Genomic DNA, 25,036 nt, shown 5'->3' with positions numbered 1-25,036 from the left:
ATAGTGGCTGGCAAATTGCCCCTCTCTCAGCTGAAACAAGGACTGCGCAGTGAAAAAACTCTTTGGCGCCTCACTTCTCGCCGCGGGCCTGGCCTTTGCCAACCTGGCCCAGGCCGCACCGACCTTGCTGAACGTTTCCTACGACGTGATGCGTGACTTCTACAAGGACTACAACGCGGCGTTCCAGAAGCACTGGCAGGCCGAGCACAATGAGAACATCACCTTGCAGATGTCCTTCGGCGGTTCCAGCAAACAGGCGCGCTCGGTCATCGACGGCCTGCCAGCGGACGTGATCACCATGAACATGGCCACCGACATCAACGCCCTGGTGGACAACGGCAAGCTGCTGCCGGACAACTGGGTCAGCCGCCTGCCGAACAACAGCGCGCCGTTCACCTCGGCCACCGTGTTCATCGTGCGCAAGGGCAACCCCAAGGCCCTGAAAGACTGGCCGGACCTGCTCAAGGACGGTGTCCAGGTGATCGTGCCCAACCCCAAGACCTCGGGCAACGGACGCTACACCTACCTGTCGGCCTGGGGTTACGTGCTCAAGAACGGCGGTGACGAGAACAAGGCCAAGGACTTTGTCGGCAAGCTGTTCAAGCAGGCGCCAGTGCTCGACACCGGCGGTCGTGCCGCCACCACCACCTTCATGACCAACCAGATCGGCGACGTACTGGTGACCTTCGAGAACGAAGCGGAAATGATTGCCCGCGAGTTCGGTCGCGACCAGTTCGAAGTGATCTACCCGAGCGTATCCGCCGAGGCCGAGCCGCCGGTGAGCGTGGTGGACAAGGTGGTCGACAAGAAAGGCAGCCGTGCGGCGGCCGAGGAATACCTGAAATACCTGTGGTCGCCGGAAGGCCAGGAAATCGCCGCCAACAACTACCTGCGCCCACGTGATCCGCAGGTGCTGGCCAAGTTCACCGACCGTTTCCCGAAAGTCGACTTCCTCTCGGTGGAAAAAACCTTCGGCGACTGGCGCACGGTGCAGAAGACCCACTTCAATGATGGTGGCGTGTTCGACCAGATCTACAACGGCAAGTAACTGATACCACGCAATATCGAAAACACCGCAAAACCTGTAGGAGCTGGCTTTCCGGCGATAGCGGTCGACCGGGCTATGCAAGGCTCACAGGCCTCATCGCCGGCAAGCCGGCTCCTACAAGGTTGGTGATGTCTTCAAGATAATGGAACGGCCGCTACATCGGCGGCTTGACCCCATTCTCACCCGCCGAAATCCCCAACGCCGTCAGCCTGCCATCCACCTCCGGCACCGCGAACAACGCCACCTTCACCCCCGGCTTGAGCAGGCTGCGATCCCCCGGCACCAGATTGACCACCGGCACATTCTCCGGCACCACCACCGTCTTCTCGCCGCCCTTGTAACTGAGGGTCAGGGTGCGCCCGTTGGCGACTTTCAATTCACCCACGCGGCCATTGGTCATGCTGCTGCCGGGTGCCAGGTCAAAGGGTCGATGACCATCGCCGGTGCCGGCCATCTCCGGCGGGAACACGTGAACTTCCATCGCCGTCAGCGTCCCGTCAGGGCCGGGCATCGCCGCCGTGCCGATGTAGCTGCCGGGCTTGATATCGGAAATCCTGGCCAGGGTCACACCGCGGACCTGGGTGTCCTTGGTCAGCCCTACCGTGACCTCTTCGTTGCCAAGGGTATGGACCTTGAGCGCATCGCCTTCGAGCGCCGTGATCTCCCCGCGCACCCCTACCCGCTGGGCCGGAGCATCGGCGGCCTGTGCCACGCCGACAGACATCAATACAGCCAGGCTCATTGCCGAGGCCAACGCACTGCGGCGGGCCAACTTGCCGAAAATCGAATTCATGGGACGTCAGGTTCCTTGGGTGGGGATGTGAACGATTCTGGATTCAACACGACTGTTATAGCCCTGATCAGAGGATTCGGGGATGAAAATATCGACTTCGCGCTTTGACTCTTCATCCGGAGGGTGTGTTTCCAGGCAGTGCAAAATGACGCCTGCAAAAAAAATGGCGACCCATTGGGGTCGCCATTTTCACTCACTGTCCGAACTGCTTGCCCAAGCCAGGCGGCACGCCATGGATATCGGTGTCTTCCCACGGTCCGTTGGGGCTGACGGAGCGGCTCCAACCATTGTCCCAGCGATAGTAGGTGCGCTGGCGATAGAAGGTGTTGGGTTGGTTGTCGAGGACATAGACGCCCATCCGCCCGTCCCAGTGACTGTTACCACCCGGTGGCGGGGCAAAAGTCGGTGAGAAGCTCGGACGGGGTTTGCTCGGTTGGATCGGCTTGCCCGGCGTGGACGGTGGATAAGGTTGGGTCGAGGGACCGGAGGGCCGGATCGTCGGCTCTCCCGGCGTCGGCGGGCTTTGGACCGCACAAGCGCTCAACCCGAGGACCAGCGTTAACAGGGTGAAGCGTGCGATGGCGGTCATGGCGAATTCTCTATTTGTCCGGGCTGTCGATGGTCAGGTGCTGTTGCGCGGCGGTACTGCTGGCCAGGGGCTGGCTGCGTCCGACCCATTCGCCGGCCGTCGGCTGGCCGGCCCGGGACACCCGCGCGACCAGTTGGACCTCGGGAAAGCCCGACAGTTTCAATTGCGGCATCATCGCGTCGCTGTCGCTCAATTCGACCGTCGCCGGCAGGTCGGCGACGGTCAGGCGCTTGGCCGCCAGCGGCGCGGGCGGCCCCTGGGTCGCCCGGGCGAAGATGAAGACGCTGTCGCCCGGCTGGACCTTGGCCTTCAGCTCAGCCGCCAATTCGACCCGCACTTTCAACAGCGCGCCCTTGGCCACAGGCGCCTCGGCGACCTTGCCGCCATCCGCCACCAGCTTTTCACCGGCGCGGTCGATACCGCCCTGCAACGCTGCACGGGAACTGTCGTCCGGCGGCAATTGCGCCAACAGACGTTTCCAGTAGTCGATGGCCTCCTGGTAACGCTGCCCCTCAAACGCGGCGATCCCCAGCAGCCCCAGGCTGGTGACTTCCTTCGGGTCGATCTTGAGGGCTTCGTCGGTCAGCGCCTGGACCTGCGGCGACCAGCGCTTGCCATCGGCAAAGTACTGCGCCTGGGCCCACTGCCCGAGCAACTCCGGCTGACGTCCGGCGACCTTGACCGCGCGCTCGAACGCCTTCGCCGCATCGGCGGCACGCTCCTGGGCCATGTAGGCGCGGCCGAGGAAATACAGGCCCTCGGCCGAATCCGGCTGGGCCGCCACCGCCCGTTCCAGACGCCGGGTCATCTCTTCCACGGATTGCGGCGCCTGGGCGAATTCACGGGTCAGCTCGACCTTGTCGCTGGCACCGAAATGCAGGTACAGCCCCAACCCCAGCACCGGTACCAGCAGCGCCGCCAACAGCGGCAACGGCTTGCCCAGCCGCGAAACCCGGGCCGGCGCCACGCCTTCGGTATCGGCCAGCAACTCGCGGGCCGCTTCCGCCCGACCGCTGTCCAGCTGTTCGGCGCTGAGCACGCCTTCGGCCTGCTGCGCCTGCAACTCGGCCACACGCTCCTGGTAGAGGGCAACGTTCAACGCGGTGCGATCTTCTTCACGCTGCACGCGACGATCGCGCAAGATCGGGATCAACAGGAAACTCAGGGCAATCAGTAACAACAGACCTGTAGCGAGCCAGAAATCAATCATTCGTTTTCTTTATCCAGCAGGTGGTCGAGGCGCTGGCGCTCCTCGGCGGAAAGCGCATCCGGGGCAGCGACGCCCTCGGCGCGACGACGGCGAACGATCACCGCGATCACCACGAAACCGCCCAGCAGCAGGCCGGCCGGGCCGAACCAGAGCAAGGCGGTCTTGCCACTCAGGGCCGGCTTGTAGCGCACGAAGTCGCCATAGCGGTCGACCATGAAGTCGATGATCTGCTGGTTGTCCTTGCCCTCGCCGAGCATGCGGAAAATCTCCCGGCGCAGGTCGGCGGCAATCGGCGCGTTGGAGTCGGCGATGTCCTGGTTCTGGCACTTGGGGCAGCGCAGTTCCTTGGTCAAGTCGTGAAAGCGTTCACGCTCGGCGTCATTGGCGAACTCATAGGTGTCGATGGCGGCATGGGCCACGCCGGCCAGACCCAGGCCCAGGGCGACCGCGGCTAACCAGCGCTTCATGGCCGGGCCTCGTCCACCAGCGACTGATACACGCTCGCCAGTTGTTCACGCCAGACCGTCTCGTCGATCACCCCGACGTGCTTGTAGCGAATCACGCCCTTGGCATCGATGAAGAAGGTCTCCGGCGCGCCATACACCCCCAGATCCAGGCCCAGGGTGCCTTGCCCGTCGCGAATATTCAGCTGGTACGGGTTGTGGAACTCGTTCAGCCACTTCAGCGCCTCGGCATTGTCATCCTTGTAGTTGACACCGTAGATCAGCACGCCCTGCTGGGCCAGCTTGTTCAGCACCGGGTGCTCGACCCGGCAGGAAATGCACCAGGTGCCCCAGACGTTCACCAGCGCCGGCTTGCCCTGCAGATCGGCCACGCTCAGGGTCTTGTCGCCCTGCACATTGGGCAGCGAGAACGCCGGGAACGGCTTGCCGATCATCGCCGACGGCAGTTCGGACGGATCCAGGTACAGCCCGCGATACAGGAATACCGCCACCACCAGGAACACTGCCAGCGGTAACACCATCAACCAACGCTTCATGCCGTCGCTCCACTCATGCCCAGCGCTTCACGCACGCGGCTTTTCACCTTGACCCGATAACGCCGGTCCAGCGCCGCCAACGCACCGCCCAACCCGGTCAGCAGACCGCCGAACCAGATCCAGCGCACGAACGGCTTGACGTGCACCCGCACCGCCCAGGCGCCGTTTTCCAACGGTTCGCCGAGGGCGACGTAGAGGTCACGGGTGAAACCGGCGTCGATCCCGGCTTCGGTCATCATCGATTGCTGCACGCTGTACAGGCGCTTCTCCGGGTGCAGCAGCGCCACTTCCTTGCCGTTTTCGATCACCCGGATCGTCCCCTGGTCCGAGGTGAAGTTCGGCCCTACGACATGCTTGGCGCCTTCGAAGACGAAGTGGTAACCGGCCAGCTCCATCGACTCGCCCGGCGCCATGCGCAGGTCGCGCTCGGCGCTTTCCTGGCTCGACAGCACCACGCCCAGGGCGCAGACCGCGATGCCCAGGTGCGCCAGCTGCATGCCCCAGTAGCTGCGGGTCAGGCCTGGCAGGCCCTTGATCAGGCCCTTGTGACGGGTCTTGTCGAGGATGTCGCGGACCCCGGCCAGCAGTACCCAGGCCGCCAGCAGGAAAGTCGCCAGCACCGCCCAGTTGAAATCGCCGTAGACCAGCCCGGCCACCACCGCCAGGGCAACGCTGCCCAACAGCACCGGGGTCAGCATGCCCAGCAGCCATTTCACCGGGGTGTCTTTCCAGCGCACCACAATACCGACCGCCATCACCCCCATCAGCAGGGCCATCAATGGAATGAACAAGGCATTGAAATACGGCGGGCCGACGGACAGCTTGGCGCCACTGAGGGCATCGAGCACCAGCGGGTACAGCGTGCCCAAGAGGATCATCGAGGCCGCCACCACCAACACCAGGTTGTTGCCCAGCAGCAGGGTTTCCCGCGACCACAGGTTGAAGCCCACATGGCTTTTCACCACCGGGGCGCGCAGGGCGAACAGGGTCAGCGAACCGCCCACCACGAATAGCAGGAAAATCAGGATGAACACGCCTCGCGCCGGGTCGGCGGCGAACGCGTGCACCGAGGTCAGCACGCCGGAACGGACCAGGAAGGTCCCCAGCAGGCTCAGGGAAAACGCCGCAATCGCCAGGAGCACGGTCCAGCTCTTGAACACCCCGCGCTTTTCCGTGACCGCCAGGGAGTGGATCAGCGCCGTGCCCACGAGCCAGGGCATGAACGAGGCGTTTTCCACCGGGTCCCAGAACCACCAGCCGCCCCAGCCGAGTTCGTAGTAGGCCCACCAGGAACCGAGGGTGATACCGACCCCGAGGAACGCCCAGGCGACCATGGTCCAGGGCCGCGACCAGCGCGCCCACGCCGCGTCGAGACGACCGCCGAGCAAGGCGGCGATGGCGAAGGCGAAGGCCACCGAGAAGCCGACATAACCCATGTAGAGCATCGGCGGGTGGACGATCAGGCCGACGTCCTGCAGCAACGGGTTGAGGTCGCGACCGTCCGCCGGAATCTGCGGCAGGATCCGCGAGAACGGGTTGGAGGTCAGGATCAGGAACAGCAGGAACCCCGTACTGATCATGCCCATCACCGCCAGCACCCGGGCCAGCATCACCCGCGGCAGTTGCCGGGAAAACACTGACACGGCGAAGGTCCAACCGCCGAGGATCAAGGCCCAGAGCAGCAACGAACCTTCGTGGGCCCCCCACACGGCACTGAACTTGAAGTACCAGGGCAAGGCGCTGTTGGAGTTGTTGGCGACATAGCTGACGGAAAAGTCGTCGGTCATGAAGGCGTAGGTCAGCACCCCGAAAGCGAACGTCAGGAAGGAGAACTGCCCCCAGGCCGCCGGCCGGGCCAGACTCATCCACAGGCGGTCGCCGCGCCAGGCGCCGAACAGCGGGACAACGGCTTGGACCAGGGCGAAGCACAGCGCGAGGATCATGGCCAGATGGCCCAACTCAGGAATCATCGATCAACCCTCCTTCGCTTGTGTGGGGGCGGATTGACCGCTGTCTTTCAAGGCCTTGCTGACCTCCGGTGGCATGTACTTCTCATCGTGCTTGGCCAGCACTTCATCGGCCACCACCACGCCATCGGCGTTCAGCTTGCCCAGGGCGACGATGCCCTGCCCTTCGCGGAACAGGTCCGGGAGGATGCCACGATAGGTAATGGTGACGGACTTGTTGAAATCGGTGACCACGAACTTCACATCCAGGGAGTCGCTGGAGCGTTGCAGCGAGCCCTTCTCCACCATGCCACCGGCGCGGATCCGCGTGTCATGGGGCGCTTCGCCGTTGGCGATCTGGGTCGGGGTGTAGAACAGGTTGATGTTTTCCTGCAGCGCACTCAAGGCCAGGCCCACGGCAGCGCCGACGCCGACCAGGATGGCGAGGATGATGATCAGGCGCTTCTTGCGCAACGGGTTCACTTGGCATTCTCCCGGCGCAGACGACGCGCCTCTTGTTGCAGGTAACGCCGACGGGCCAGGATCGGCGCCGCGACGTTCAGGGCCAGCACGGCCAGGCAGATGCCATAGGCCGACCAGACATACAAACCATGATGGCCCATGGCGAGAAAATCGCCGAAGCTGGCAAAACTCATCGGGCCACCCCCAGCTCGTTCAGGACTTCGGTCTTGACCCAACTGGCCCGGGCCTCGCGCTTGAGCACCTCGAGGCGCATGCGCAGCAACACCACGGCGCCGAAGAAGCAGTAGAAACCGAGCACCGTCAGCAGCAGCGGCAGCCACATTTCGGCGGGCATGGCCGGTTTCTCGGTCAGGCTGAACGTCGCGCCCTGGTGCAGGGTATTCCACCACTCCACCGAGTACTTGATGATCGGAATATTGATCACCCCGACAATCGCCAGCACCGCACAGGCCTTGGCGGCACTGTCGCGATTGCTGATGGCGTTGCCCAGGGCGATCAGGCCGAAATAGAGGAACAGCAGGATCAGCATCGAGGTCAGGCGCGCATCCCAGACCCACCACGAGCCCCAGGTCGGCTTGCCCCAGATGGCCCCGGTGACCAGCGCCACCGCGGTCATCCAGGCGCCGATGGGCGCGGCGCATTGCAACGCGACGTCGGCCAGTTTCATCTTCCACACCAGCCCCACCACACCGCAGACCGCCAGCATCACATAGCAGGACTGGGCCAGCATGGCCGCCGGCACGTGGATGTAGATGATGCGAAAGCTGTTGCCCTGCTGGTAGTCCGGCGGCGCGAAGGCCAGACCCCAGACCACGCCGATGCCGATCAGCAGCACGGCGGCCACGCTCAGCCAGGGCAGCAGGCGCCCGCTGATGCCATAGAACCATTTGGGCGAGCCCAGCTTATGAAACCAAGTCCAGTTCATCACGGTACATCCAAGGGTCTTTGCTGGTCATCAACCGACCAGACCTCATTATTCGCCGACGCTGATCTTCAGGCCAGCCGCTATTGCAAAAGGTGTCAGGGTCACCGCCAGGGCGGCCAGGCTGCCCAGCCAGAGCAGGTACCCCGTGGCCGGCATGCCCTGCAACGCGGCCTGCAAGGCCCCGCTGCCGAGAATCAGTACCGGGATGTACAGCGGCAGGATCAGCAGGGCCAGTAACAGGCCACCGCGCTTCAATCCCACCGTCAGGGCTGCGCCCACCGCACCAAGCAGACTCAACACCGGCGTACCCAAGAGTAGCGATAACAGCAGCACCGGCAAGCAGGCGCCGGGCAAACCGAGCATCAGCGCCAGCAAGGGCGCGAGCAGGACCAGGGCCAGGCCGGAAAAAACCCAGTGTGCCAGTACCTTGGCCAAGACCAGAAGGGCCAGGGGGTGCGGCGAAAGGACCCACTGTTCCAGCGAACCGTCCTCGAAATCGCTGCGGAAAAGCCCATCCAGCGAGAGCAGGACGGACAACAGGGCCGCGACCCAGACCAGTCCCGGAGACAAAGTTTGCAACATATTTGTCTCGGGGCCGACCGCCAGCGGGAACAGCGCCACTACAATGGCGAAGAACACCAGCGGATTGGCCAGCTCCGCCGGACGACGGAACAGCAGGCGCGCTTCGCGGGCGAACAACAGGCCGAAGACACTCATGCGGCCCACCGCCCCAGGTCGAGATCGCGGTAACCGCCCGGCACCCGGGCCAGCGTGTGGTGAGTGGTCAGCACGACCATGCCACCGCGCTCGCAATGACCGGCCAGGTGTTCTTCGAGCTCGGCGACACCCTGCTTGTCCAGGGCGGTGAAAGGCTCGTCGAGAATCCACAGTGGCGGGCTGTCCAGGTGCAGCCGGGCCAGGGCCACGCGACGCTGCTGGCCGGCGGACAGGGTATGGCACGAGACATCTTCGAAACCACGCAGCCCGACCGCCGCCAGGGCTTGCCAGATCGCCTCGCGCCCGGCCGGCTGATGCAGGGCACACAACCAGCGCAGGTTCTCTTCGGCAGTGAGCAGATCCTTGATCCCGGCGGCGTGACCGATCCACAACAGCATGCGCGCCAGCTCGCTGCGCTGGGCATTCAAGGGTTGCCCGTTGAGTCGCACCTCGCCGGCGGTCGGTTGCATCAGGCCGGCCAGCAGGCGCAACAGGCTGGTCTTGCCGCTGCCGTTGGGACCGCTGATCTGCAACATATCGCCGGGACGCAGCTGCAACTCGAGGTGCTCGAAGAGCATCCGCCCGTCCCGCTCACAGGCGAGCGCCAAGGCTTCTAGAAGAGGGCTGGTCAAATGATCGAGGCCTTTTTACAGTTCAAGTCGGCACGGGTGCAGCCGTTAAAGTGAAGCAGAATAAATGCTTTTGCAGCTCGCCCCACAGAGCTGTGTCAATTTTTGCGCTATTTTGGACACACTTTCGGGGATGGCAGCGCATTATACATGTGATGCCTTACTCCAAAGAGGGCTATTTCGACAGGCTGCGACCCGATGACAGGCGAATTCACCATCCTCCCCGTGCCCCAGCTGATCCCGGCCAACAGCCGTCCGATGCTGCTGGCCAGCGAACTGCTGCAGCTGACACCGCCGCTGGAAGGCCTGATCGCCCCCGGACAGAGTGCCCAGGCCGAAGTCCTCTCCCTCAAGCAAACCGACCAAACCGACCAGACCTTCCAGCTGTTGCTCAAGGTCACCACCGACAACGGTCGCCAGACCATGGTGCAGGCCAGCAGCAACCAGCCGTTGCCGCAAGGCGCCAGTGTTGTCGTGACCCAACCGTCGCCCGGCAACCTGGCCATCACCGTGCAGCAGGCCCTGAGCGCCAGCGTCGCCGCGCTGACCCGCCTGGACACCACGCAACTGCCGGTCGGCACCCTGCTGCAAGGCAAGGTCATGACCACCCAGGCACTGCCACAAGTCCCCGGACAGCCGGCGGTCTATCGCTCGCTGGTGACCCTGCTCAATACGGTCCTGAGTGGCACCACCCTGACCCTCGACAGCCCGCAACCGCTGCGCCTCGGCAGCCTGCTCAGCGCCCAGGTGCAAAGCTCGCAGAGCCTGAGCCTGGTGCCGCTTGCCGCCCGCCAGGACCAACTGGCGGTGGCCCGGCAACTGATCACCCAGCAAGGTCGCCAGGGTTCTCTGGACAGCCTGATCAGCACCCTGCAGAACCTGCCCCGCGACGCCGAGTTGCCCGACGACCTGCGGGCGGCCATCAACACCCTGCTGGCGGACCTGCCCGACATCCATCAGTTGAGCAATCCCAAAGGCCTGGCCCAGGCCCTGCAGAACAGCGGGCTGTTCCTGGAGGCCAATCTGTTGCAAGGGCAAAACCCGGCCCTGACACCAGACCTCAAAAGCAACCTGCTGCGCCTGATCGCCCAGATCATGCCGCAAGTGCCTGGTGGCCCGGGCTTCGACCCCGGGGCCACCGCCAGCATGCTCGCCCGCGCGCTGCCGGGCTTTGTCCGCAGCGCCCTGGGCACGCTCGGCCAGGTCGGCGAGTCCACCCAGCCGATCAGCTTTCCGCTGCCGTCGCGCTTGCTGCAAAGCCTCGCTGGCGAAGGCGACCTGGAAAACCTCCTGCGCCTGGCGGCCGCCGCCGTTTCGCGCCTGCAAACCCATCAACTGTCGAGCCTGGAGCAGACCGGGCGCACACCCGAGGGCAATCTGCAGACCACCTGGCAACTGGAAATTCCCATGCGCAACCTGCACGACATCGTGCCCTTGCAGATCAAGATCCAGCATGAGGAAAAGGAGCAGCAAGCGCAGCAGGAAAAACACGAGAAGCGCGAGCAGAAAGAACAACTGTGGCGGGTGGAACTGGCCTTCGACCTCGAACCGCTGGGCCCCTTGCAAGTCCAGGCCCAGCTGGTGCGCGGCAGCCTGTCCAGCCAGTTGTGGGCCGAACGCCCCTACACCGCCAGCCTGATCGCCAGCCAATTGGGCGAGCTGCGCGAGCGCCTGCGCGCCTCGGGCCTGAATGTCAGCGATCTCGATTGCCATCAAGGCACTCCGCCCCAGGGCAATCAAACCCGACTGGAACAACGCTGGGTCGACGAAACCGCATGAAGAATCCCAACACCCCACGCCAGGCCATTGCCCTCAAGTACGACGGCCAGCAAGCCCCGACCCTCACCGCCAAGGGCGACGAGGAACTGGCCGAAGCCATCCTCAAGCTGGCCCGGGACTATGAAGTACCGATCTACGAGAATGCCGAGCTGGTGAAACTGCTGGCGCGGATGGAGTTGGGCGACAGCATTCCGCAAGAGCTGTACCGGACCATCGCCGAGATCATCGCCTTTGCCTGGAACCTCAAGGGAAAATTCCCGGCAGGCCAGGATCCCAATGCACCGCCGATAGAGAAAGATATTACTGAGCGTGGGGAGGATTACTGATTCAGAAAATCATTCACAGCGCGCAAGATTGACTTATAAGAATATGGACACCCCCATCCTCCCAATGAGAAAAACAAGTAAAATCAAAAAGAATATTCGAATAAAGCCACTCCCATAACGCAGCGCTAAAAAAACCCCAGCAATAGAGCCTGCAATATTGCACACAGCAACGACTCCACCTATCCCCCATAAAACATTACCCGACGGGATAAAAAATATTAGCGCCGCGCTAAATGTTCCTAAATTAACCAGCTTTGCTGAAGCTGATGCATTTAGAAAATCGAACCCAAAATATCTTACAAAAATAAAAAGTAGAAGGCTGCCGCTACCAGGCCCGAACACACCATCATAAAAACCGATTAATCCGCCAAAGAAAATCCCCAGCAGCGTTTCTTTCTTTCCAATTTGAATATCACAACCGACTCGACCCAAATCTTTTTTTACAAAAGTATAAACAGCCATCACTATCAAAATAAAAAAAGCAACATACTCCATAAGCCTCTTTGGAACGAGCGAAACAGAGAGCGCGCCAAAGAAGGCAAATATAAAAGCTGAAATCATAGTCGGAAGCATAAGCCTCCATATGATTTTTATTCTTTTGAGATAGGTGAATATGGAAGAGAAGTTACCCGCTAAAACAGATAGCTTATTGGTTCCAAAAACCGTAGCCAAGCTGTATTGGGGTAAAGCGTGTAAAAGTGCTGGCAGCTGTACAAGTCCACCTCCGCCAACGGCTGCATCAATCAAGCCACCGCAAAAAGCAAAAACACCTAACGCAATTAAGGAATACTCAAAGTCCATATAAAGTATCCAGCCAGGATTGGCGTTCTTTACTAGGCATTACGAAGTCCTATCCATTGGGGCTTGGATATACGAGGATCCAGGATGAGTATCACTGACACATCAGCTTGTCGAGGTCAAAGCCGCATGCAAAAAATTGAATGCTTTTCCGACACGCTGATTGTAATCGAGCATTATTTCTTGTAGGCGATCAACCTCAAATTTTAGGTCTACCGTTCGGCCATAAGTTTGTGCTGCAGCCAAAGCATGTAGGCCGTGCTTGTTTTCTACTTCTCCAGCATGGCCCAATACATATCCTTTTGCATTTCGCAGGTTTTGAACGCTGCTGCTCAACAAGGGATTGAAAGAAAGAAGTTTTTTCTCAATGTATTGAGCGAGAAAATTATATTCTCGTCCATTCCAAAGCTCTGAAGCGATGGAGACCATCATAGCATCCATGATGGATTGTTTATGTTCAATAGAATTCATGGGGGATGTATGTTCCGCTACGCCAGTCGCGTAGAGGAATGCAGAGAACCTTTCACACTCATCAACTTTATACTGACTCTCTACCCATCCAGCCGCACCAAAGGCCGCCGTCATATAATCGTACATGCCATCATGTCCTTTGTGCCCGAGGCCGAAATCATCTTTCGCAACCTCATGCATGTGTGCCATAACGTTATGGTATCCAGCTCGCTTTTCGGCAGATACGGATAGAGCGTCCGCAGATAAACGCATGATAATTTTGGCGGAGACCAAGCTGGTTGTTTTGTGGGTTTCATTCCATCCATTGAAAAATTTCAAAACACCAGAATCTGCCTTGTCTTTTTTGAGAAAGGCTTTAAATGTATTTTCGGCGTAGGTCTGAGCTTCTTGAGTGGTCGGATGGCAAAGTACTTCGCGCATCGCATTCTGAATCTCAGCTATTTGATCAACCTGCGCGGATATGGCCCCTCTCTGGAAATTGTCGAATATAGCTCGACCTGGTATATTTAAATTTCTGAGATGACGGGTTAACGCCTCAATAAAAATTTCACCAAACTGTTGCATCGACTTGTTTTGTTCAAATATTTCGAAGCGACTTTGCAATGATGCTGAGCTCATGATTTCGCCCTTTCGTTTTCATGTGCATTTCCCCACTGTTTATTTTGTCCGACCGCGCACTGGACAATTCCAATTTAGATAGACATCTTCAACCTTGTCAATTTTTAACACGGGGCAAGAACGCGCCAAAGTGATTTAATTCGCCCTGAAAAAATCGACATGTAAGATAGTTCACACAACATGTGTAGCGCACCGTTGAGAGCAACAGCTCTAAATGGCGATTTCCTTGTAGGACTTGCTGTCATCCAGGAATATTTCACCCGAAATTAATTGCAACAATTGAATAGCCGTTTTTCTCTCAGGCACAACCACCACCCACACAAGTCGCCAGCCGAATCTCCCCGATCAAGGTCTGAAACGAATACCCCAGGCGCGGCGCCAGTTCATCGGCACGATCCTGCAAGGCTTTGACCATTACTCCTACATCGCCCTACAACCCGCCAAAGCAGGGCCTTGTAGCCTGATTCTGATTTTGTTTTCCACCCTTCAACACTACTACCGACAGGTCCAGACTCCGTGCTTTCCCCTTGCAGGAGGAACAACGGATGTTCACCTCGGCGAATCAACCCCGCTTCACCTTCAGCCTCCCGGGTTTCGAGCACGGGCTTGAAGTCCTGGCGTTCAAGGGCACGGAGGCCATCAGCCAACCCTACCGCTTCGAACTGGAACTGGTCAGCCGGCACCCGGACCTCAACCTCGACGATCTGTTGCACCGACAGGGCTTTCTCGCTTTCAACGAAGCTGGTACGGGTATTCACGGCCAGGTCTACGGCATCGGCCAGGGCGACACCGGCCAGCGCTGGACGCACTATCAGCTCACGCTGGTTCCGCAGCTGACCTATCTGGGCCACCGTTTCAACCGGCGCATCTTCCAGAACCAGAGCGTGCCGCAGATCGTCGTCCAGGTGCTCAAGGAGCACGGCATCCTCGGCAATGCCTTCAGCTTCAACCTCGCCCAGCCCTTGCCGACTCGCGAATACTGCGTGCAGTACAACGAGTCCGACCTGGATTTCATCCAGCGCCTGTGCGAAGAGGACGGCCTGCACTATCACTTCCAGCACAGTCCGCAGGGTCATCACCTGGCCTTCGGCGATGACCAGACCTACTTCCGTCCACTGCCCGACAGTGTGCCGTACCGGCCGGACAACGGCAGGGTCGCGCAACGACCTGGCATCACCGCCTTCGACCTGCGCCTGGAGACACGCAGCACCCGGGCGACCTTGCGTGACTACGACTTCGAACACCCCGGCGCGGGGCTGGAAAGCAGCGCCTGCGTGTTCCATCCCCTGCCCCAGCCGGACCTCGAGGATTACCGCTACCCGGGTCGCTACAGGAGCGACGAACACGGCCGACAGCGCAACCGGCGCCAGTTGGAAAGCCATCGTAGCGACTACCGACAGGCCTCGGGCCAGAGCAATGAACCACGGCTGGCCAGTGGACACTTCCTGCCCCTGACCGACCACCCACAGCCGGACTGGAACGCTCTCTGGCTACTGACCCAGCTGACCCACGAAGGCAGGCAGCCACAGGTGCTGGAGGAGTCGACAGCAACTGCGCCCCATACCGACGGCGATTTCCGCCAGGGCTACCGCAACAGCTTTCTCGCCACGCCGTGGGATGTGTTCTTTCGTCCGCCGCTGCACATGCGCGAATCCCGTCGCCTCAATGCCCAGACCGCCATCGTCACCGGCCCGCCCGGAGAAGAGATCCACTGCGACGAATACGGTCGAGTAAAGGTGAGGTTTCACTGGGATCGTTCGGACGAAACCGGTGAACGGAGCAGTTGCTGGTTGCGGGTGGCGTCCGGCTGGGCCGGTCCCGGTCATGGCACCATCACCCTGCCCCGGGTCGGCATGGAAGTGCTGGTGACCTTTCTGGAAGGCGACCCAGATCAGCCGCTGGTCGTCGGTTGCCTGAACAACGCGGTACAGCAAGCGCCCTACCCGCTACCGGCGCACAAGACCCGCAGCGTGTTCAAGAGCCTGAGCAGCCCGGGCGGTGGCGGCAGCAATGAAGTCCGTATCGAAGACCGCAAGGGCGAGGAACAGATCTACCTACATGCCCAGCGGGATTTTGAGCAGCACATCGAACACGACCAGCATGTGCAGGTCGGCCATGAACGGCATGAAAGCATCGGTGCCAACAGCTACGCCGAGTTTCAGGCGGAGGAACACCACACCGTCCACCAGGACCGCCGCGTCGAGGTAAAAGGGGATGACAGCCTGATGGTCGGCAATAGCCTGCAGGTGAAGACCGGGCTCGGTTATTTCATCGAAGCCGGGCAGGAAATCCACCTGCGGGCCGGGGTCAAGGGGGTGATCGACGCGGGAGAGGAGTTGACCCTCAAGGTCGGCGAACACTTCATCAAGCTCGACGGCAACGGCATCACCTTGAACGGGCCCGAGGCGAACGAGGATGCGGGCATCGGTTCGGGGCCGCGGATCAAGGGGCCACTGTTGCCTGGGGCGGTGGAACAAGCGCTGCCCTCGTCACGACGGGGCAAAGCACTCGTCGGTGGGGGACAGGAACAGAAGCAGCGCGCGCCATTGTTGGTAACCGGCTTTTCCGACTGAATCACCAGCACGCAGTCACCCACTCAGGTCGCCGGCCGAATATCCCCGATCAAGCTCTGCAACGAATACCCCAGGCGCGGCGCCAGCTCATCGGCCCGCCCCTGCAATGCGCGCAGGTCCAGTGCCTGGTCCAGGTCCGCCGGTACGATCAGGATGACATTGCCTTCCTTCACCGGCAGTTCCCAGTAGTGCCGGTGATAAAGCCCGCGCAACAACGCCGCACCCAGCGGTTTGCCGTCATCGGTGGCCCATTGGTTGATCACCAGCCAGCCACCGGGGTTGAGCTTCTTCTGGCAGTTCTCCAGAAAGCCCCAGGCCAGATGACCGACACCGGGGCCGACATCGGTATACAGGTCGACGAAGATCAGGTCGGCCGACTCCGCTGTCTCCAACAGCTCCAGCGCGTCGCCGACACGGATATACAGGCGCGGGTCGTCATCCAGTCCCAGGTATTCGATGGCCAGGCGCGGTACGTCCGGGCGCAATTCGATGGCCTCGACATCCTCCAGCGGCAAGAAGCGCAAGCACGCCTGGGTCAGGGTGCCGGCCCCCAGCCCCAGAAACAGCGCGCTCTCCGGCGCCTCGTGGCACAAGGCACCGATCAGCATGGCCCGGGTGTAATCGTATTCCAGCCAACTGGGATCGGCGGTGAATACGCAGCTCTGCTCAATGGCATCGCCAAATTCGAGAAAGCGGTAATCGTCCACTTCAAGGACTCGAATCATGCCGAAGGCGTCGTGTACTTCGGCGAGCAGGCGCTCCACGCGCTCCTCAGTCATTTCATTTCCTTGCAAACGGGAAAACGGCAATTGTCAGCCAAGCCGACAGAGCAGGTCACGCACTAATTGCTGCTAACATGGGCCTCCCACCGTCAATCCTCGAGTTCATGATGAGCCAACCCTGGAGCCCCGACAGCTGGCGCGCCCTGCCGATCCAGCAACAACCCCAGTACCCGGACGCGGCGCACCTGCTGCGGGTCGAGCAAAGCCTGGCCAGTTATCCGCCGCTGGTGTTTGCCGGGGAGGCCCGTGAACTGCGCCGTCAGTTCGCCGAAGTCACCCAGGGCCGGGCGTTCCTGCTCCAGGGCGGCGATTGCGCGGAGAGCTTCGCCGAGTTCTCGGCGGCGAAGATTCGCGACACCTTCAAGGTGCTGCTGCAAATGGCCATTGTCATGACCTTCGCCGCCGGCTGCCCGGTGGTCAAGGTCGGGCGCATGGCCGGCCAGTTCGCCAAACCGCGCTCGGCCAACGACGAAACCATCAACGGCGTGACCCTGCCGGCCTACCGTGGCGATATCGTCAACGGCATCGGCTTCGACGAAAAAAGCCGCGTGCCGGACCCGGACCGCCTGCTGCAGTCCTACCACCAGGCCACCGCCACCCTGAACCTGCTGCGCGCCTTCGCCCAGGGCGGCTTTGCCGACCTGCACCAGGTGCACAAGTGGAACCTGGACTTCATCGCCAACTCGGCCTTGGCCGAGAAATACAGCCAACTGGCCGACCGTATTGACGAGACCCTGGCCTTCATGCGCGCCTGCGGCATGGACAGCTCGCCGCAATTGCGCGAAACCAGCTTTTTCACCGCCCACGAGGCACTGCTGCTGAACTACGAAGAAGCCTTCGTGCGGCGCGACAGCCTGACCAACGACTTCTACGATTGCTCGGCGCACATGCTCTGGATCGGCGACCGCACCCGCCAGCTCGACGGTGCCCACGTCGAGTTCCTGCGCGGGGTGAACAACCCGATCGGGGTCAAGGTCGGTCCGAGCATGAACACCGAGGAGTTGATCCGCCTGATCGACATCCTCAACCCGGACAACGATCCCGGCCGCCTGAACCTGATCGTGCGCATGGGCGCGAACAAGGTCGGCGATCACCTGCCGCAACTGATCCGCGCCGTGGAAAGCGAAGGCAAGAAGGTGCTGTGGAGCTCCGACCCGATGCACGGCAACACCATCAAGGCCAGCAGCGGCTACAAGACCCGGGATTTCGCGCAGATTCTCAGCGAGGTGAAGCAGTTCTTCCAGGTGCACCAGGCCGAAGGCAGCTATGCGGGCGGGATTCATATCGAGATGACCGGGCAGAACGTCACCGAATGCATCGGCGGCGCGCGGCCGATCACCGAGGACGGCTTGTCGGATCGCTATCACACCCATTGCGATCCGCGGATGAACGCTGATCAGTCGCTGGAGTTGGCGTTTCTGATTGCCGAGACGTTGAAACAGGTAAGGCGCTAAGTGCAGGCGGCTTGCCTGTGATGACGATGCAAACAGCACCACCGCTATCGCCAGCAAGCCGGCTCCCACAGGTCGGTGTCTCGCCGCAGCCTATCGCCGGGCCAGAACCCTGTGGGAGCTGGCTTGCCAGCGATGACGGTGCAAGCCGCACCGCCGTCATCACTGACAAACCGCTCCCTACAGAAGCAACCCGCGCAACCGCTGGGCACTGGCCCGCTGGCAATTGAGCTGGATATCCGGCAAGCCCAGCCAATCGGCCAACTGCCGCAAACTGACAGCCAACGCCGCCATCCCCGCCTCGTCCAGCCCCTGCTCTTCCTCATGTACCGCATGCACGGCCAGACGTCCCGATGCCCGTTCGGCGCGCAGATCGACCCGCGCGGCGATCCGTTCGCCGTGCAGGAACGGCAACACGTAATAGCCATACACCCGCTTGTGCCGCGGCGTATAGATTTCCAAGCGATAACGGAAATCGAACAACCGCTCGGTCCGACTGCGCTCCCAGATCAGTGAGTCGAACGGCGACAGCAAGGCACTGACATCCACCTTGCGCGGCAGCGTGACCTGTGCCGGACAATACGCCGGCTGACGCCAGCCCTGCACTTCACAAACCTGCACCTCACCCGCCTCCAGCAGCTCGGCCAAGCGTGCGCGGCTGTCGGCCGGATCCAACCGGAAGTAGTCGCGCAGGTCTTTCTCCGTCGCCACCCCGAGGGCCGTCGCGGCCTGACGCAACAAACCGCGCTGGGCCTCAGCCTCGTCGACCGGCGGCTGTTCGAGCACCGCCGAGGGAATCACCCGCTCGGGCAAATCGTAGAGTCGCTCGAAGCCCCGGCGTCCGGCCACCGTTACTTCACCGGCGGCGAACAGCCATTCCAGCGCATGCTTTTCAGCGCTCCAGTCCCACCAGGGACCGGCCTTTTCCTCGCGGCTCGACAGACTGCCCGCGCCCAACGCGCCCTGTGCCTCGACCACCGCCAACACCCGGCGAATGGTCGCCTGCTGCTCGCGACCGAAACGCGCCATCTGCTGATAGATCCCCTCGCCACGGGACGCCCGCTGCATGCGCCAGCGCATCAGCGGATACAGCGACATCGGCAGCAGCGACGCTTCATGCCCCCAGTATTCGAACAAGGTGCGCCGCCGCCCCTGGCTCCAGGCGGCCTGGTCCAGCAGGTCGGGGGAATAGTTACCCAGCCGCGAGAACAGCGGCAGGTAATGGGAACGCACCAGCGCATTGACCGAATCGATCTGCAGCACGCCCAGGCGTTCGATCAGCCGGTTGACCTGCGCGGGCTTGATCGACGCCTGGTTTTTGCGCCCCTGGAAACCCTGGGCCGCCAGCGCCAGGCGCCGGGCTTGCTTCAACGAAAACGACTGGTCTGCGGGCATGCACGTCTCCTTGTGAACCCGCAAATTACCGCAGTCGTCCCCCGCTTGTGTAGCACCGGATCAACGGCCCTTGCCCAGCGGATCGCTCCAGAAATGCTGGTGGGTTTCCTGCTCGACATCGGCGCGACTGAGCCCCATGTCCTTGAGTGCGTCGTCATTCAATGCCGCCAGCACCCGGCGCTCGCGCGCCACCTCGTGCCAACGGACAATCCGTTGCCACAAGGCCCGCAGCGACAGCAGCGGGTGCGAGGCACCACCGATCAGCACATACCCTCTTTGACCTTTCATCATCCAGCCCTCCTGTTGGGGATGACTAAAGTCTGTACCTGGAGCTAAGATCAATCCAACGAATGTTTCTTATGAAATACATCTCGGAGATTGATGAATTGTCCAGCTACCCGAGCATCGATACCGACGTCCTGCGCACCTTTGTCGCGATTGCCGATCAAGGCGGCTTTACCAAGGCCGGCGAACTGGTCAACCGCACGCAATCGGCCGTCAGCATGCAGATGAAACGCCTGGAAGAGGATGTACTCAAGCGCCAGCTGTTCGAGCGTGACGGGCGCCAGGTGCGGCTGACCGCCGAAGGCCAGGTCCTGCTCGGCTATGCCCGGCGGATCCTGAAACTGCACAGCGAAGTGTTCAACACCCTGCGCGAACCGCATATGGTCGGGCTGGTGCGCATCGGGGTGCCGGATGACTATGTGATGCGCTTCCTACCGGGCATCCTGTCGCGCTTCGCGCAGTTCTATCCGCTGATCCAGATCGAAGTGAACTGCGAATCCTCCACGCAGTTGCTGCAACGCCAGGACCTGGACCTGACCATCGTCACCCGCAAGCCGGGCAACGAACTCGGTCAACTGCTGCGCCAGGAACGTCTGGTCTGGGCCGAAGCCCAGTGTTTTGCCGTTCACGAACAGGCGACGCTGCCATTGGCGATGTCCGGTACCGATTGCTTCTGCACCGAATGGGCCTGCAATGCGCTGGACGCCCGCGATCGGAACTATCGCCTGGCCTACAACAGCCCGAGTCTGGCGGCGATCATGGCGGTGGTCAGTGCAGGGTTGGCGATGACCGCCCTGCTGGAAAGCCTGATCCCCCAGGACTGGCGAATTCTGGGCGAAGCCGAAAACCTGCCCCAGCTGCCCATGCTCAACATCATGCTGGTGCGCAACCTGAACAAACCCTCGCCGATCACCGAATGCCTGGCCGAGCACATCGTCGAGGGCTTCAAACTTTAAGGCCGAGCAACAGCGCGCCAAGTACCAGATAAACGCAAAACAGGCCGCGCAAGACTTTCTCGGGCAAGGCGTAGGCCACCTTCACCCCCCAGCTGATACTCATCAGGCCGCCGATGGCCATGGGGATGCCCATGCGCCAGTCCACCTCGTGATGAACCGCGTAAGTCACCAGCGTCACGCTGGTGCTCGGCAACGCCAGGGCCAGCGACAGCCCCTGGGCCACCACCTGCGAAGTGCCGAAGACATTGGTCAGGAATGGCGTGGCCACCACCGCCCCACCGACCCCGAACAAGCCCCCCATGGTACCGGACGCTGCGCCCAGCACCCCCAGCCACGGCCAGGGGTAACGCATCTGCGCCAACACCTCGGCAGGCGCCATGAACAGGCGCACCAGGTAGAAAAGCGCCAGCGCCAGCAGGAAACCGACAAAGCCCAGGCGCATGCTGCGCGGATCCAGCCCCACCGCCCACAGGGCGCCGAGCCAGGCAAAACAGAAACTCATCAGCACCAGTGGCAGCGCGTGGCGCAACTCGATGCGATTGCGCTGGTTATAGCGATGCAGCGCCAGCACGACATTGGGCACCACCATCACCAGTGCCGTGCCCTGGGCCAACTGCTGGTCCAGGCCGAACAGGATGCCCAGCACCGGAATCGCGATCATGCCGCCGCCAATGCCGAAGATACCGCCCACCCCGCCCATCACGAGGCCCAGCAACAAATACTCAATCAATTCGACCACAGCCGTCTCCCCACTCACATGGCCTTCATGCTACTCAGTCCTCTCTGGCGCGGAAACGCACAGCAACGCACAATGGCTATGCCAATCTCGCACAAGCAAACACTGATGAACCCTACGACCCTGACCGATCAACTCGGCCTGTTTCTCGATGTCCTGGAAACCGGCAGTTTTTCCGCCGCCTCCCGCCTCCACCCGCTGACCCCGTCCGCCGTGGCACGCCGGATCGACAGCCTGGAAAGCTCGGTCGGCAGCCGCCTGTTCATTCGCAGCACCCATGCGGTCCGGGCCACGCCCGCCGGCCTGGCGTTCGCCGAACGGGCCCGGCGGATCGTCGCCGAACTGCGCCTGGCCCGAGCCGAGGCGGTTTCCCTGAGCAACGCCCCCGAGGGCCTGATCCGGGTCGACGCCCCCGCGGCTTTCGGTCGCCGCCACCTGGCACCGGCCATCGCCGACTTCCTCACCGGGTACCCGGGCCTGGATGTACAACTGCACCTGATCGACAGTTTCGTCGACATGCAGGGCTCCAACCTGGGCAAGGTCGACCTGGTGCTGCGAGCCGGACAAATGGCCGATACGCGGCTGGTGGCAACCCCCTTGGCGAGCATCGTGCGGATCGCCTGTGCCAGCCCGGCCTACCTGAAAAGTCGCGGCACGCCGCTTCATCCCAGCGAGTTGAGCGAACATGACGGCCTGGACTGGGATGCGCTGGCCCCGTTCATGGCCTGGCGATTCACCCAGGACGGCCAGATGCGGCTGCATCGCCCGCCACGTATGCGCATGACCTCGAACAACGCCGAGGCGCTGCTGTCCGGAGCCCTGGCCGGGCTGGGCATCGCCCATTTGCCGACGTGGCTGGCCAGCGAACACCTGCTGCGCGGTGAACTGCTGCCGCTGTTCTGCGAAAACGGCCTGCCGGCGCCGGAAAGCTCCGGCGTCTATGCGCTGCGCCTGGAACAACCGGCCAACTCCCGCAGCCGCCTGCTGCTGGAGTTCCTCAAAAGCCGCTTCAGTCCCGTGCCGCCTTGGGACCTGGCCCTGCAAAGCGGCCTGGGACGACACTAGGCTGGGAAAATTCTCTGGCGCATTAAAGATTCGGCCGCTAGATTCATCGAACGTAACGCACAAGGCTTTAGTGATGACCAGCAACCGCGACAACTGTGACGACCTGCTCCTGGACAACCAGGTGTGCTTTGCCCTGCACTCCACCTCGTTGTTGATGACCAAGGTCTACAAACCCCTGCTCCAGGCCCTCAACCTGACCTACCCGCAATACCTGGCGATGATGGTGCTCTGGGAAAAGGACGGTCTGACCGTGGGCGAGATCAGCACGCGACTGCTGACCGATCCGGGCTCCCTGACCCCGCTGCTCAAGCGCCTCGAAACCGAGGGGCTGCTGAGCCGGACCCGGAGCAAGGAGGATGAGCGCGTGGTCATAGTCAAGTTGACCGAACAGGGCCGGGCCTTGCGCGAACAGGCCCGCGGCATCCCGCAATGCATTCTCGCCGCCAGCGGCGACTCACTGGAACGTCTGCGCGCCCTTCAGGCCGAGCTGGTGGCCTTGCGCGGACATCTGCAAGACAGCCTCTGATTCCGCTTTTTTTCAGCGCTTCGCGCTGATCGCCAGCAAGCTGGCTCCTACACGGGGGCCGGGCACGGCAATTTCTTCGCGGTGGAACACCTTTCTGTGGGAGCCGGCTTGCTGCGGGCGGCGTTCCGACGATGGCGACCGAATAGACGACACAGGACTCACAGGCCTCATCGCTGGCAAGCCAGCTCCTACAGAAAAGCCCGATCGCTCCTAGCTATAGGGGCGAGCTTGCGCGCGATAACCCCCTCGCGGTTAGCGCTAATCTCCCCCCACCTGACCCATCCCGAAAAAATCGACTCAAATCTTTTTTGAAAATTTATCTTGCGCGCAAAATATTTGCGGATTACATTTATCTGCAGTTAGTTAACGCGCAAACATTTAGCGCAAACAACACCACCCTGAAACGACGAGGCTCATCATGCAAACGCTCTATACCGCAATCGCAACCTCCACCGGTGGCCGTGACGGCCGTGCTGTTTCCAGCGACCAGATTCTCGACGTCAAGCTCGCCACCCCGAAAGAACTCGGCGGTGCCGGCGGCGCGGCGACCAACCCGGAACAACTGTTCGCCGCCGGTTACTCGGCCTGCTTCATCGGCGCGCTGAAATTCGTTGCCGGCCAGAGCAAGCGGCAGATCCCAGCCGACGCCTCGATCACCGCCCATGTCGGCATCGGCCAGATCCCCGGTGGTTTCGGCCTGGATATCGACCTGCACATCAGCCTGCCGGGCCTGGAACAAGCCGACGCGCAGAGCCTGGTCGAGGCGGCCCACCAGGTCTGCCCGTACTCCAACGCCACCCGTGGCAACGTCGACGTACGCCTGCACGTCACCGTCTAACCGCGCTGCCACCTGAGGATCCGAACATGAACACTTTCAGCAAAGTCCTGACCGGTACCCTGCTCGCGCTGTCCGTCCAGGGTGCCTTCGCCGCCGATGTCGCCGGGGTCGAGCACAACACCCAGGCGTTCCTCGATGCCTTGAACAGCGGCGGCGGCAAGCCGATGGAACAGATGACACCGACCGAAGCCCGCGCCGTGCTGTCCGGGGCGCAGTCGGGGGTCAAGCTGAACCTGCCGCACACCGATGTCAGCCAGAAGACCATCCAGGTCGACGGCAAGCCGCTGGCGCTGACCATCGTCCGGCCGGCCGGGGTCAAGGGCACCTTGCCGGTGTTCATGTTCTTCCACGGTGGCGGCTGGGTCCTGGGGGACTTCCCGACCCACGAGCGGCTGGTTCGCGACCTGGTGGTCGGTTCCGGCGCGGCGGCGGTGTTCGTCAACTACACGCCGTCTCCGGAAGCGCACTACCCGGTGGCGATCAACCAGGCTTACGCGGCGACGAAATGGGTGGCGGAACACGGTCAGGAGATCAATGTCGACGGCAAGCGCCTGGCCGTGGCCGGCAACAGCGTCGGTGGCAACATGGCCGCGGTGGTCAGCCTGATGGCCAAGGACAAGGGCACGCCGGCGATCAAGTTCCAGCTGCTGTTGTGGCCGGTAACCGATGCCAGTTTCGAGACCGCGTCCTACAACCAGTACGCCGAGGGGCACTTCCTCAGCAAGAACATGATGAAATGGTTCTGGGACAACTACACCACCGATGCCAAGCAACGCAGCGAGATCTATGCCTCGCCGCTACGGGCCAGCACGGCGCAGCTCAAGGGCCTGCCGCCGGCGCTGATCCAGACCGCCGGGGCCGATGTGCTGCGTGACGAGGGAGAGGCCTACGGTCGCAAGCTGGATGAAGCCGGGGTGCCGGTGACCAGCGTGCGCTACAACGGCATGATCCACGACTTCGGCTTGCTCAACGTGGTCAGCCAGGTGCCGGCAGTGCGTTCGGCCATGCTGCAGGCTTCGCAGGAACTGAAGGAACACCTGAAATAAGCCCTTGACCCTGCAAATACGGTCATTGTGGGAGCCGGCTTGCTGGCGATG

General features: G+C 61.8%; 27 protein-coding genes. 10 read left to right on the top strand and 17 right to left on the bottom strand.

Going from position 1 to position 25,036, the window contains the following annotated elements; all coding sequences use genetic code 11:
* The first annotated feature begins 49 nt into the window (after positions 1-49).
* Positions 50-1,048: a sulfate ABC transporter substrate-binding protein gene (locus UCMB321_RS09540; RefSeq protein WP_040065776.1), complete on the top strand. Its 999-nt coding sequence runs from the start codon at positions 50-52 to the stop codon at positions 1,046-1,048.
* A 154-nt stretch (positions 1,049-1,202) separates the two neighbouring features.
* Here UCMB321_RS09540 and UCMB321_RS09535 read toward each other — a convergent pair whose 3' ends face one another.
* The 11 genes from UCMB321_RS09535 to ccmA all read right to left on the bottom strand — a co-directional run bounded on the left by UCMB321_RS09535 (position 1,203) and on the right by ccmA (position 9,289).
* Positions 1,203-1,841, bottom strand: coding sequence for a DUF5666 domain-containing protein (locus UCMB321_RS09535; protein WP_040065775.1), 639 nt, complete (start codon positions 1,839-1,841; stop codon positions 1,203-1,205).
* A 193-nt stretch (positions 1,842-2,034) separates the two neighbouring features.
* Complete coding sequence (locus tag UCMB321_RS09530; RefSeq protein WP_040065774.1) at positions 2,035-2,430, bottom strand: lipoprotein; 396 nt, start codon at positions 2,428-2,430, stop codon at positions 2,035-2,037.
* 10 nt (positions 2,431-2,440) lie between these two features.
* On the bottom strand, positions 2,441-3,640 hold the full coding sequence (gene ccmI / locus UCMB321_RS09525; protein WP_040065773.1) for a c-type cytochrome biogenesis protein CcmI: 1,200 nt from the start codon (positions 3,638-3,640) through the stop codon (positions 2,441-2,443).
* Positions 3,637-4,107: a cytochrome c-type biogenesis protein gene (locus UCMB321_RS09520; protein WP_040065772.1), complete on the bottom strand. Its 471-nt coding sequence runs from the start codon at positions 4,105-4,107 to the stop codon at positions 3,637-3,639. The genes ccmI and UCMB321_RS09520 overlap by 4 nt, the downstream gene beginning before the upstream one ends.
* Positions 4,104-4,640, bottom strand: a complete 537-nt coding sequence (locus UCMB321_RS09515; RefSeq protein ID WP_040065771.1) for a DsbE family thiol:disulfide interchange protein — start codon at positions 4,638-4,640, stop codon at positions 4,104-4,106. The genes UCMB321_RS09520 and UCMB321_RS09515 overlap by 4 nt, the downstream gene beginning before the upstream one ends.
* Positions 4,637-6,610: a heme lyase CcmF/NrfE family subunit gene (locus UCMB321_RS09510; RefSeq protein ID WP_040065768.1), complete on the bottom strand. Its 1,974-nt coding sequence runs from the start codon at positions 6,608-6,610 to the stop codon at positions 4,637-4,639. The genes UCMB321_RS09515 and UCMB321_RS09510 overlap by 4 nt, the downstream gene beginning before the upstream one ends.
* 3 nt (positions 6,611-6,613) lie before the next feature.
* Positions 6,614-7,069, bottom strand: coding sequence for a cytochrome c maturation protein CcmE (gene ccmE / locus UCMB321_RS09505; protein ID WP_040065765.1), 456 nt, complete (start codon positions 7,067-7,069; stop codon positions 6,614-6,616).
* A complete protein-coding gene (gene ccmD, locus UCMB321_RS09500) occupies positions 7,066-7,242 on the bottom strand; it encodes a heme exporter protein CcmD (RefSeq protein ID WP_040065763.1) in 177 nt (58 codons plus the stop codon). The genes ccmE and ccmD overlap by 4 nt, the downstream gene beginning before the upstream one ends.
* Complete coding sequence (locus UCMB321_RS09495) at positions 7,239-7,997, bottom strand: heme ABC transporter permease (RefSeq protein ID WP_167337432.1); 759 nt, start codon at positions 7,995-7,997, stop codon at positions 7,239-7,241. Before UCMB321_RS09495 ends, ccmD begins: the two co-directional genes overlap by 4 nt.
* A gap of 45 nt (positions 7,998-8,042) precedes the next feature.
* Positions 8,043-8,711: a heme exporter protein CcmB gene (ccmB, locus tag UCMB321_RS09490; protein ID WP_040065759.1), complete on the bottom strand. Its 669-nt coding sequence runs from the start codon at positions 8,709-8,711 to the stop codon at positions 8,043-8,045.
* Entirely contained in the window at positions 8,708-9,289 is a 582-nt protein-coding gene (gene ccmA / locus UCMB321_RS09485; protein WP_245220763.1) for a cytochrome c biogenesis heme-transporting ATPase CcmA, read from the bottom strand. The genes ccmB and ccmA overlap by 4 nt, the downstream gene beginning before the upstream one ends.
* 249 nt (positions 9,290-9,538) lie before the next feature.
* Between ccmA and fliK the strand changes: the two genes are divergently transcribed.
* Together fliK and UCMB321_RS09475 are read left to right on the top strand one after the other, a co-directional pair.
* Complete coding sequence (gene fliK, locus UCMB321_RS09480; RefSeq protein ID WP_040065755.1) at positions 9,539-11,119, top strand: flagellar hook-length control protein FliK; 1,581 nt, start codon at positions 9,539-9,541, stop codon at positions 11,117-11,119.
* Positions 11,116-11,445: an EscU/YscU/HrcU family type III secretion system export apparatus switch protein gene (locus UCMB321_RS09475; RefSeq protein WP_040065752.1), complete on the top strand. Its 330-nt coding sequence runs from the start codon at positions 11,116-11,118 to the stop codon at positions 11,443-11,445. The genes fliK and UCMB321_RS09475 overlap by 4 nt, the downstream gene beginning before the upstream one ends.
* A 33-nt stretch (positions 11,446-11,478) precedes the next feature.
* Here the strand turns inward: UCMB321_RS09475 and UCMB321_RS09470 are convergent, their stop codons facing one another.
* Both UCMB321_RS09470 and UCMB321_RS09465 read right to left on the bottom strand, forming a co-directional pair.
* Positions 11,479-12,246, bottom strand: a complete 768-nt coding sequence (locus UCMB321_RS09470) for a sulfite exporter TauE/SafE family protein (RefSeq protein ID WP_040065746.1) — start codon at positions 12,244-12,246, stop codon at positions 11,479-11,481.
* A 102-nt stretch (positions 12,247-12,348) separates the two neighbouring features.
* Positions 12,349-13,332, bottom strand: coding sequence for a hypothetical protein (locus tag UCMB321_RS09465; protein WP_040065743.1), 984 nt, complete (start codon positions 13,330-13,332; stop codon positions 12,349-12,351).
* Between the two features lie 545 nt (positions 13,333-13,877).
* Here UCMB321_RS09465 and UCMB321_RS09460 point away from each other — a divergent pair.
* Entirely contained in the window at positions 13,878-15,905 is a 2,028-nt protein-coding gene (locus tag UCMB321_RS09460) for a type VI secretion system Vgr family protein (RefSeq protein WP_040065740.1), read from the top strand.
* Positions 15,906-15,928: 23 nt separating this feature from the next.
* On the opposite strand, the gene UCMB321_RS09455 is transcribed toward UCMB321_RS09460, so the two are convergent.
* Positions 15,929-16,684 (bottom strand): spermidine synthase, encoded by a 756-nt coding sequence (locus UCMB321_RS09455; protein WP_040065738.1) that lies wholly within the window; start codon positions 16,682-16,684, stop codon positions 15,929-15,931.
* A 110-nt stretch (positions 16,685-16,794) separates the two neighbouring features.
* Between UCMB321_RS09455 and UCMB321_RS09450 the strand changes: the two genes are divergently transcribed.
* On the top strand, positions 16,795-18,141 hold the full coding sequence (locus UCMB321_RS09450; RefSeq protein WP_040065736.1) for a class II 3-deoxy-7-phosphoheptulonate synthase: 1,347 nt from the start codon (positions 16,795-16,797) through the stop codon (positions 18,139-18,141).
* Between the two features lie 177 nt (positions 18,142-18,318).
* Here UCMB321_RS09450 and UCMB321_RS09445 read toward each other — a convergent pair whose 3' ends face one another.
* Both UCMB321_RS09445 and UCMB321_RS09440 read right to left on the bottom strand, forming a co-directional pair.
* Positions 18,319-19,533, bottom strand: a complete 1,215-nt coding sequence (locus UCMB321_RS09445) for a winged helix-turn-helix domain-containing protein (RefSeq protein ID WP_040065734.1) — start codon at positions 19,531-19,533, stop codon at positions 18,319-18,321.
* Positions 19,534-19,593: 60 nt separating this feature from the next.
* Positions 19,594-19,821 carry a DUF1127 domain-containing protein gene (locus UCMB321_RS09440; protein ID WP_040065849.1) on the bottom strand — a complete coding sequence of 76 codons (228 nt, stop codon included), beginning with the start codon at positions 19,819-19,821 and terminating at the stop codon, positions 19,594-19,596.
* Positions 19,822-19,919: 98 nt separating this feature from the next.
* Between UCMB321_RS09440 and UCMB321_RS09435 the strand changes: the two genes are divergently transcribed.
* Positions 19,920-20,774 (top strand): LysR family transcriptional regulator, encoded by an 855-nt coding sequence (locus UCMB321_RS09435; protein ID WP_209437149.1) that lies wholly within the window; start codon positions 19,920-19,922, stop codon positions 20,772-20,774.
* Here the strand turns inward: UCMB321_RS09435 and UCMB321_RS09430 are convergent.
* Positions 20,764-21,513: a sulfite exporter TauE/SafE family protein gene (locus tag UCMB321_RS09430; RefSeq protein ID WP_040065730.1), complete on the bottom strand. Its 750-nt coding sequence runs from the start codon at positions 21,511-21,513 to the stop codon at positions 20,764-20,766. The two genes, UCMB321_RS09435 and UCMB321_RS09430, sit on opposite strands and share 11 nt — an antisense overlap.
* Before the next feature lie 105 nt (positions 21,514-21,618).
* Between UCMB321_RS09430 and UCMB321_RS09425 the strand changes: the two genes are divergently transcribed.
* From UCMB321_RS09425 to UCMB321_RS09410, 4 genes are all read left to right on the top strand, one after another.
* Positions 21,619-22,575, top strand: coding sequence for a LysR family transcriptional regulator (locus UCMB321_RS09425; protein WP_040065727.1), 957 nt, complete (start codon positions 21,619-21,621; stop codon positions 22,573-22,575).
* Between the two features lie 73 nt (positions 22,576-22,648).
* Complete coding sequence (locus UCMB321_RS09420; RefSeq protein ID WP_040065726.1) at positions 22,649-23,101, top strand: MarR family winged helix-turn-helix transcriptional regulator; 453 nt, start codon at positions 22,649-22,651, stop codon at positions 23,099-23,101.
* Positions 23,102-23,519: 418 nt separating this feature from the next.
* Complete coding sequence (locus UCMB321_RS09415) at positions 23,520-23,939, top strand: organic hydroperoxide resistance protein (protein ID WP_040065725.1); 420 nt, start codon at positions 23,520-23,522, stop codon at positions 23,937-23,939.
* A gap of 26 nt (positions 23,940-23,965) precedes the next feature.
* On the top strand, positions 23,966-24,985 hold the full coding sequence (locus UCMB321_RS09410) for an alpha/beta hydrolase (protein WP_040065723.1): 1,020 nt from the start codon (positions 23,966-23,968) through the stop codon (positions 24,983-24,985).
* Positions 24,986-25,036 lie beyond the last annotated feature (51 nt).

This window comes from Pseudomonas batumici (genome assembly GCF_000820515.1).
Classification (GTDB): domain Bacteria; phylum Pseudomonadota; class Gammaproteobacteria; order Pseudomonadales; family Pseudomonadaceae; genus Aquipseudomonas; species Aquipseudomonas batumici.
This window is presented reverse-complemented; position numbering and strand designations above follow the sequence as displayed.

Coding starts and splice junctions, on each gene's coding strand:
- UCMB321_RS09445 (WP_040065734.1), bottom strand. CDS start 19,533: ATGCCCGCAGACCAGTCGTTTTCGTTGAAGCAAGCCCGGCGCCTGGCG.
- UCMB321_RS09425 (WP_040065727.1), top strand. CDS start 21,619: ATGAACCCTACGACCCTGACCGATCAACTCGGCCTGTTTCTCGATGTC.
- UCMB321_RS09455 (WP_040065738.1), bottom strand. CDS start 16,684: ATGACTGAGGAGCGCGTGGAGCGCCTGCTCGCCGAAGTACACGACGCC.
- ccmA (WP_245220763.1), bottom strand. CDS start 9,289: ATGCTCTTCGAGCACCTCGAGTTGCAGCTGCGTCCCGGCGATATGTTG.
- UCMB321_RS09470 (WP_040065746.1), bottom strand. CDS start 12,246: ATGGACTTTGAGTATTCCTTAATTGCGTTAGGTGTTTTTGCTTTTTGC.
- UCMB321_RS09410 (WP_040065723.1), top strand. CDS start 23,966: ATGAACACTTTCAGCAAAGTCCTGACCGGTACCCTGCTCGCGCTGTCC.
- UCMB321_RS09415 (WP_040065725.1), top strand. CDS start 23,520: ATGCAAACGCTCTATACCGCAATCGCAACCTCCACCGGTGGCCGTGAC.
- UCMB321_RS09520 (WP_040065772.1), bottom strand. CDS start 4,107: ATGAAGCGCTGGTTAGCCGCGGTCGCCCTGGGCCTGGGTCTGGCCGGC.
- UCMB321_RS09440 (WP_040065849.1), bottom strand. CDS start 19,821: ATGAAAGGTCAAAGAGGGTATGTGCTGATCGGTGGTGCCTCGCACCCG.
- UCMB321_RS09530 (WP_040065774.1), bottom strand. CDS start 2,430: ATGACCGCCATCGCACGCTTCACCCTGTTAACGCTGGTCCTCGGGTTG.
- UCMB321_RS09515 (WP_040065771.1), bottom strand. CDS start 4,640: ATGAAGCGTTGGTTGATGGTGTTACCGCTGGCAGTGTTCCTGGTGGTG.
- UCMB321_RS09450 (WP_040065736.1), top strand. CDS start 16,795: ATGAGCCAACCCTGGAGCCCCGACAGCTGGCGCGCCCTGCCGATCCAG.
- ccmB (WP_040065759.1), bottom strand. CDS start 8,711: ATGAGTGTCTTCGGCCTGTTGTTCGCCCGCGAAGCGCGCCTGCTGTTC.
- ccmD (WP_040065763.1), bottom strand. CDS start 7,242: ATGAGTTTTGCCAGCTTCGGCGATTTTCTCGCCATGGGCCATCATGGT.
- UCMB321_RS09535 (WP_040065775.1), bottom strand. CDS start 1,841: ATGAATTCGATTTTCGGCAAGTTGGCCCGCCGCAGTGCGTTGGCCTCG.
- fliK (WP_040065755.1), top strand. CDS start 9,539: ATGACAGGCGAATTCACCATCCTCCCCGTGCCCCAGCTGATCCCGGCC.
- UCMB321_RS09420 (WP_040065726.1), top strand. CDS start 22,649: ATGACCAGCAACCGCGACAACTGTGACGACCTGCTCCTGGACAACCAG.
- UCMB321_RS09460 (WP_040065740.1), top strand. CDS start 13,878: ATGTTCACCTCGGCGAATCAACCCCGCTTCACCTTCAGCCTCCCGGGT.
- ccmI (WP_040065773.1), bottom strand. CDS start 3,640: ATGATTGATTTCTGGCTCGCTACAGGTCTGTTGTTACTGATTGCCCTG.
- UCMB321_RS09475 (WP_040065752.1), top strand. CDS start 11,116: ATGAAGAATCCCAACACCCCACGCCAGGCCATTGCCCTCAAGTACGAC.
- UCMB321_RS09465 (WP_040065743.1), bottom strand. CDS start 13,332: ATGAGCTCAGCATCATTGCAAAGTCGCTTCGAAATATTTGAACAAAAC.
- UCMB321_RS09510 (WP_040065768.1), bottom strand. CDS start 6,610: ATGATTCCTGAGTTGGGCCATCTGGCCATGATCCTCGCGCTGTGCTTC.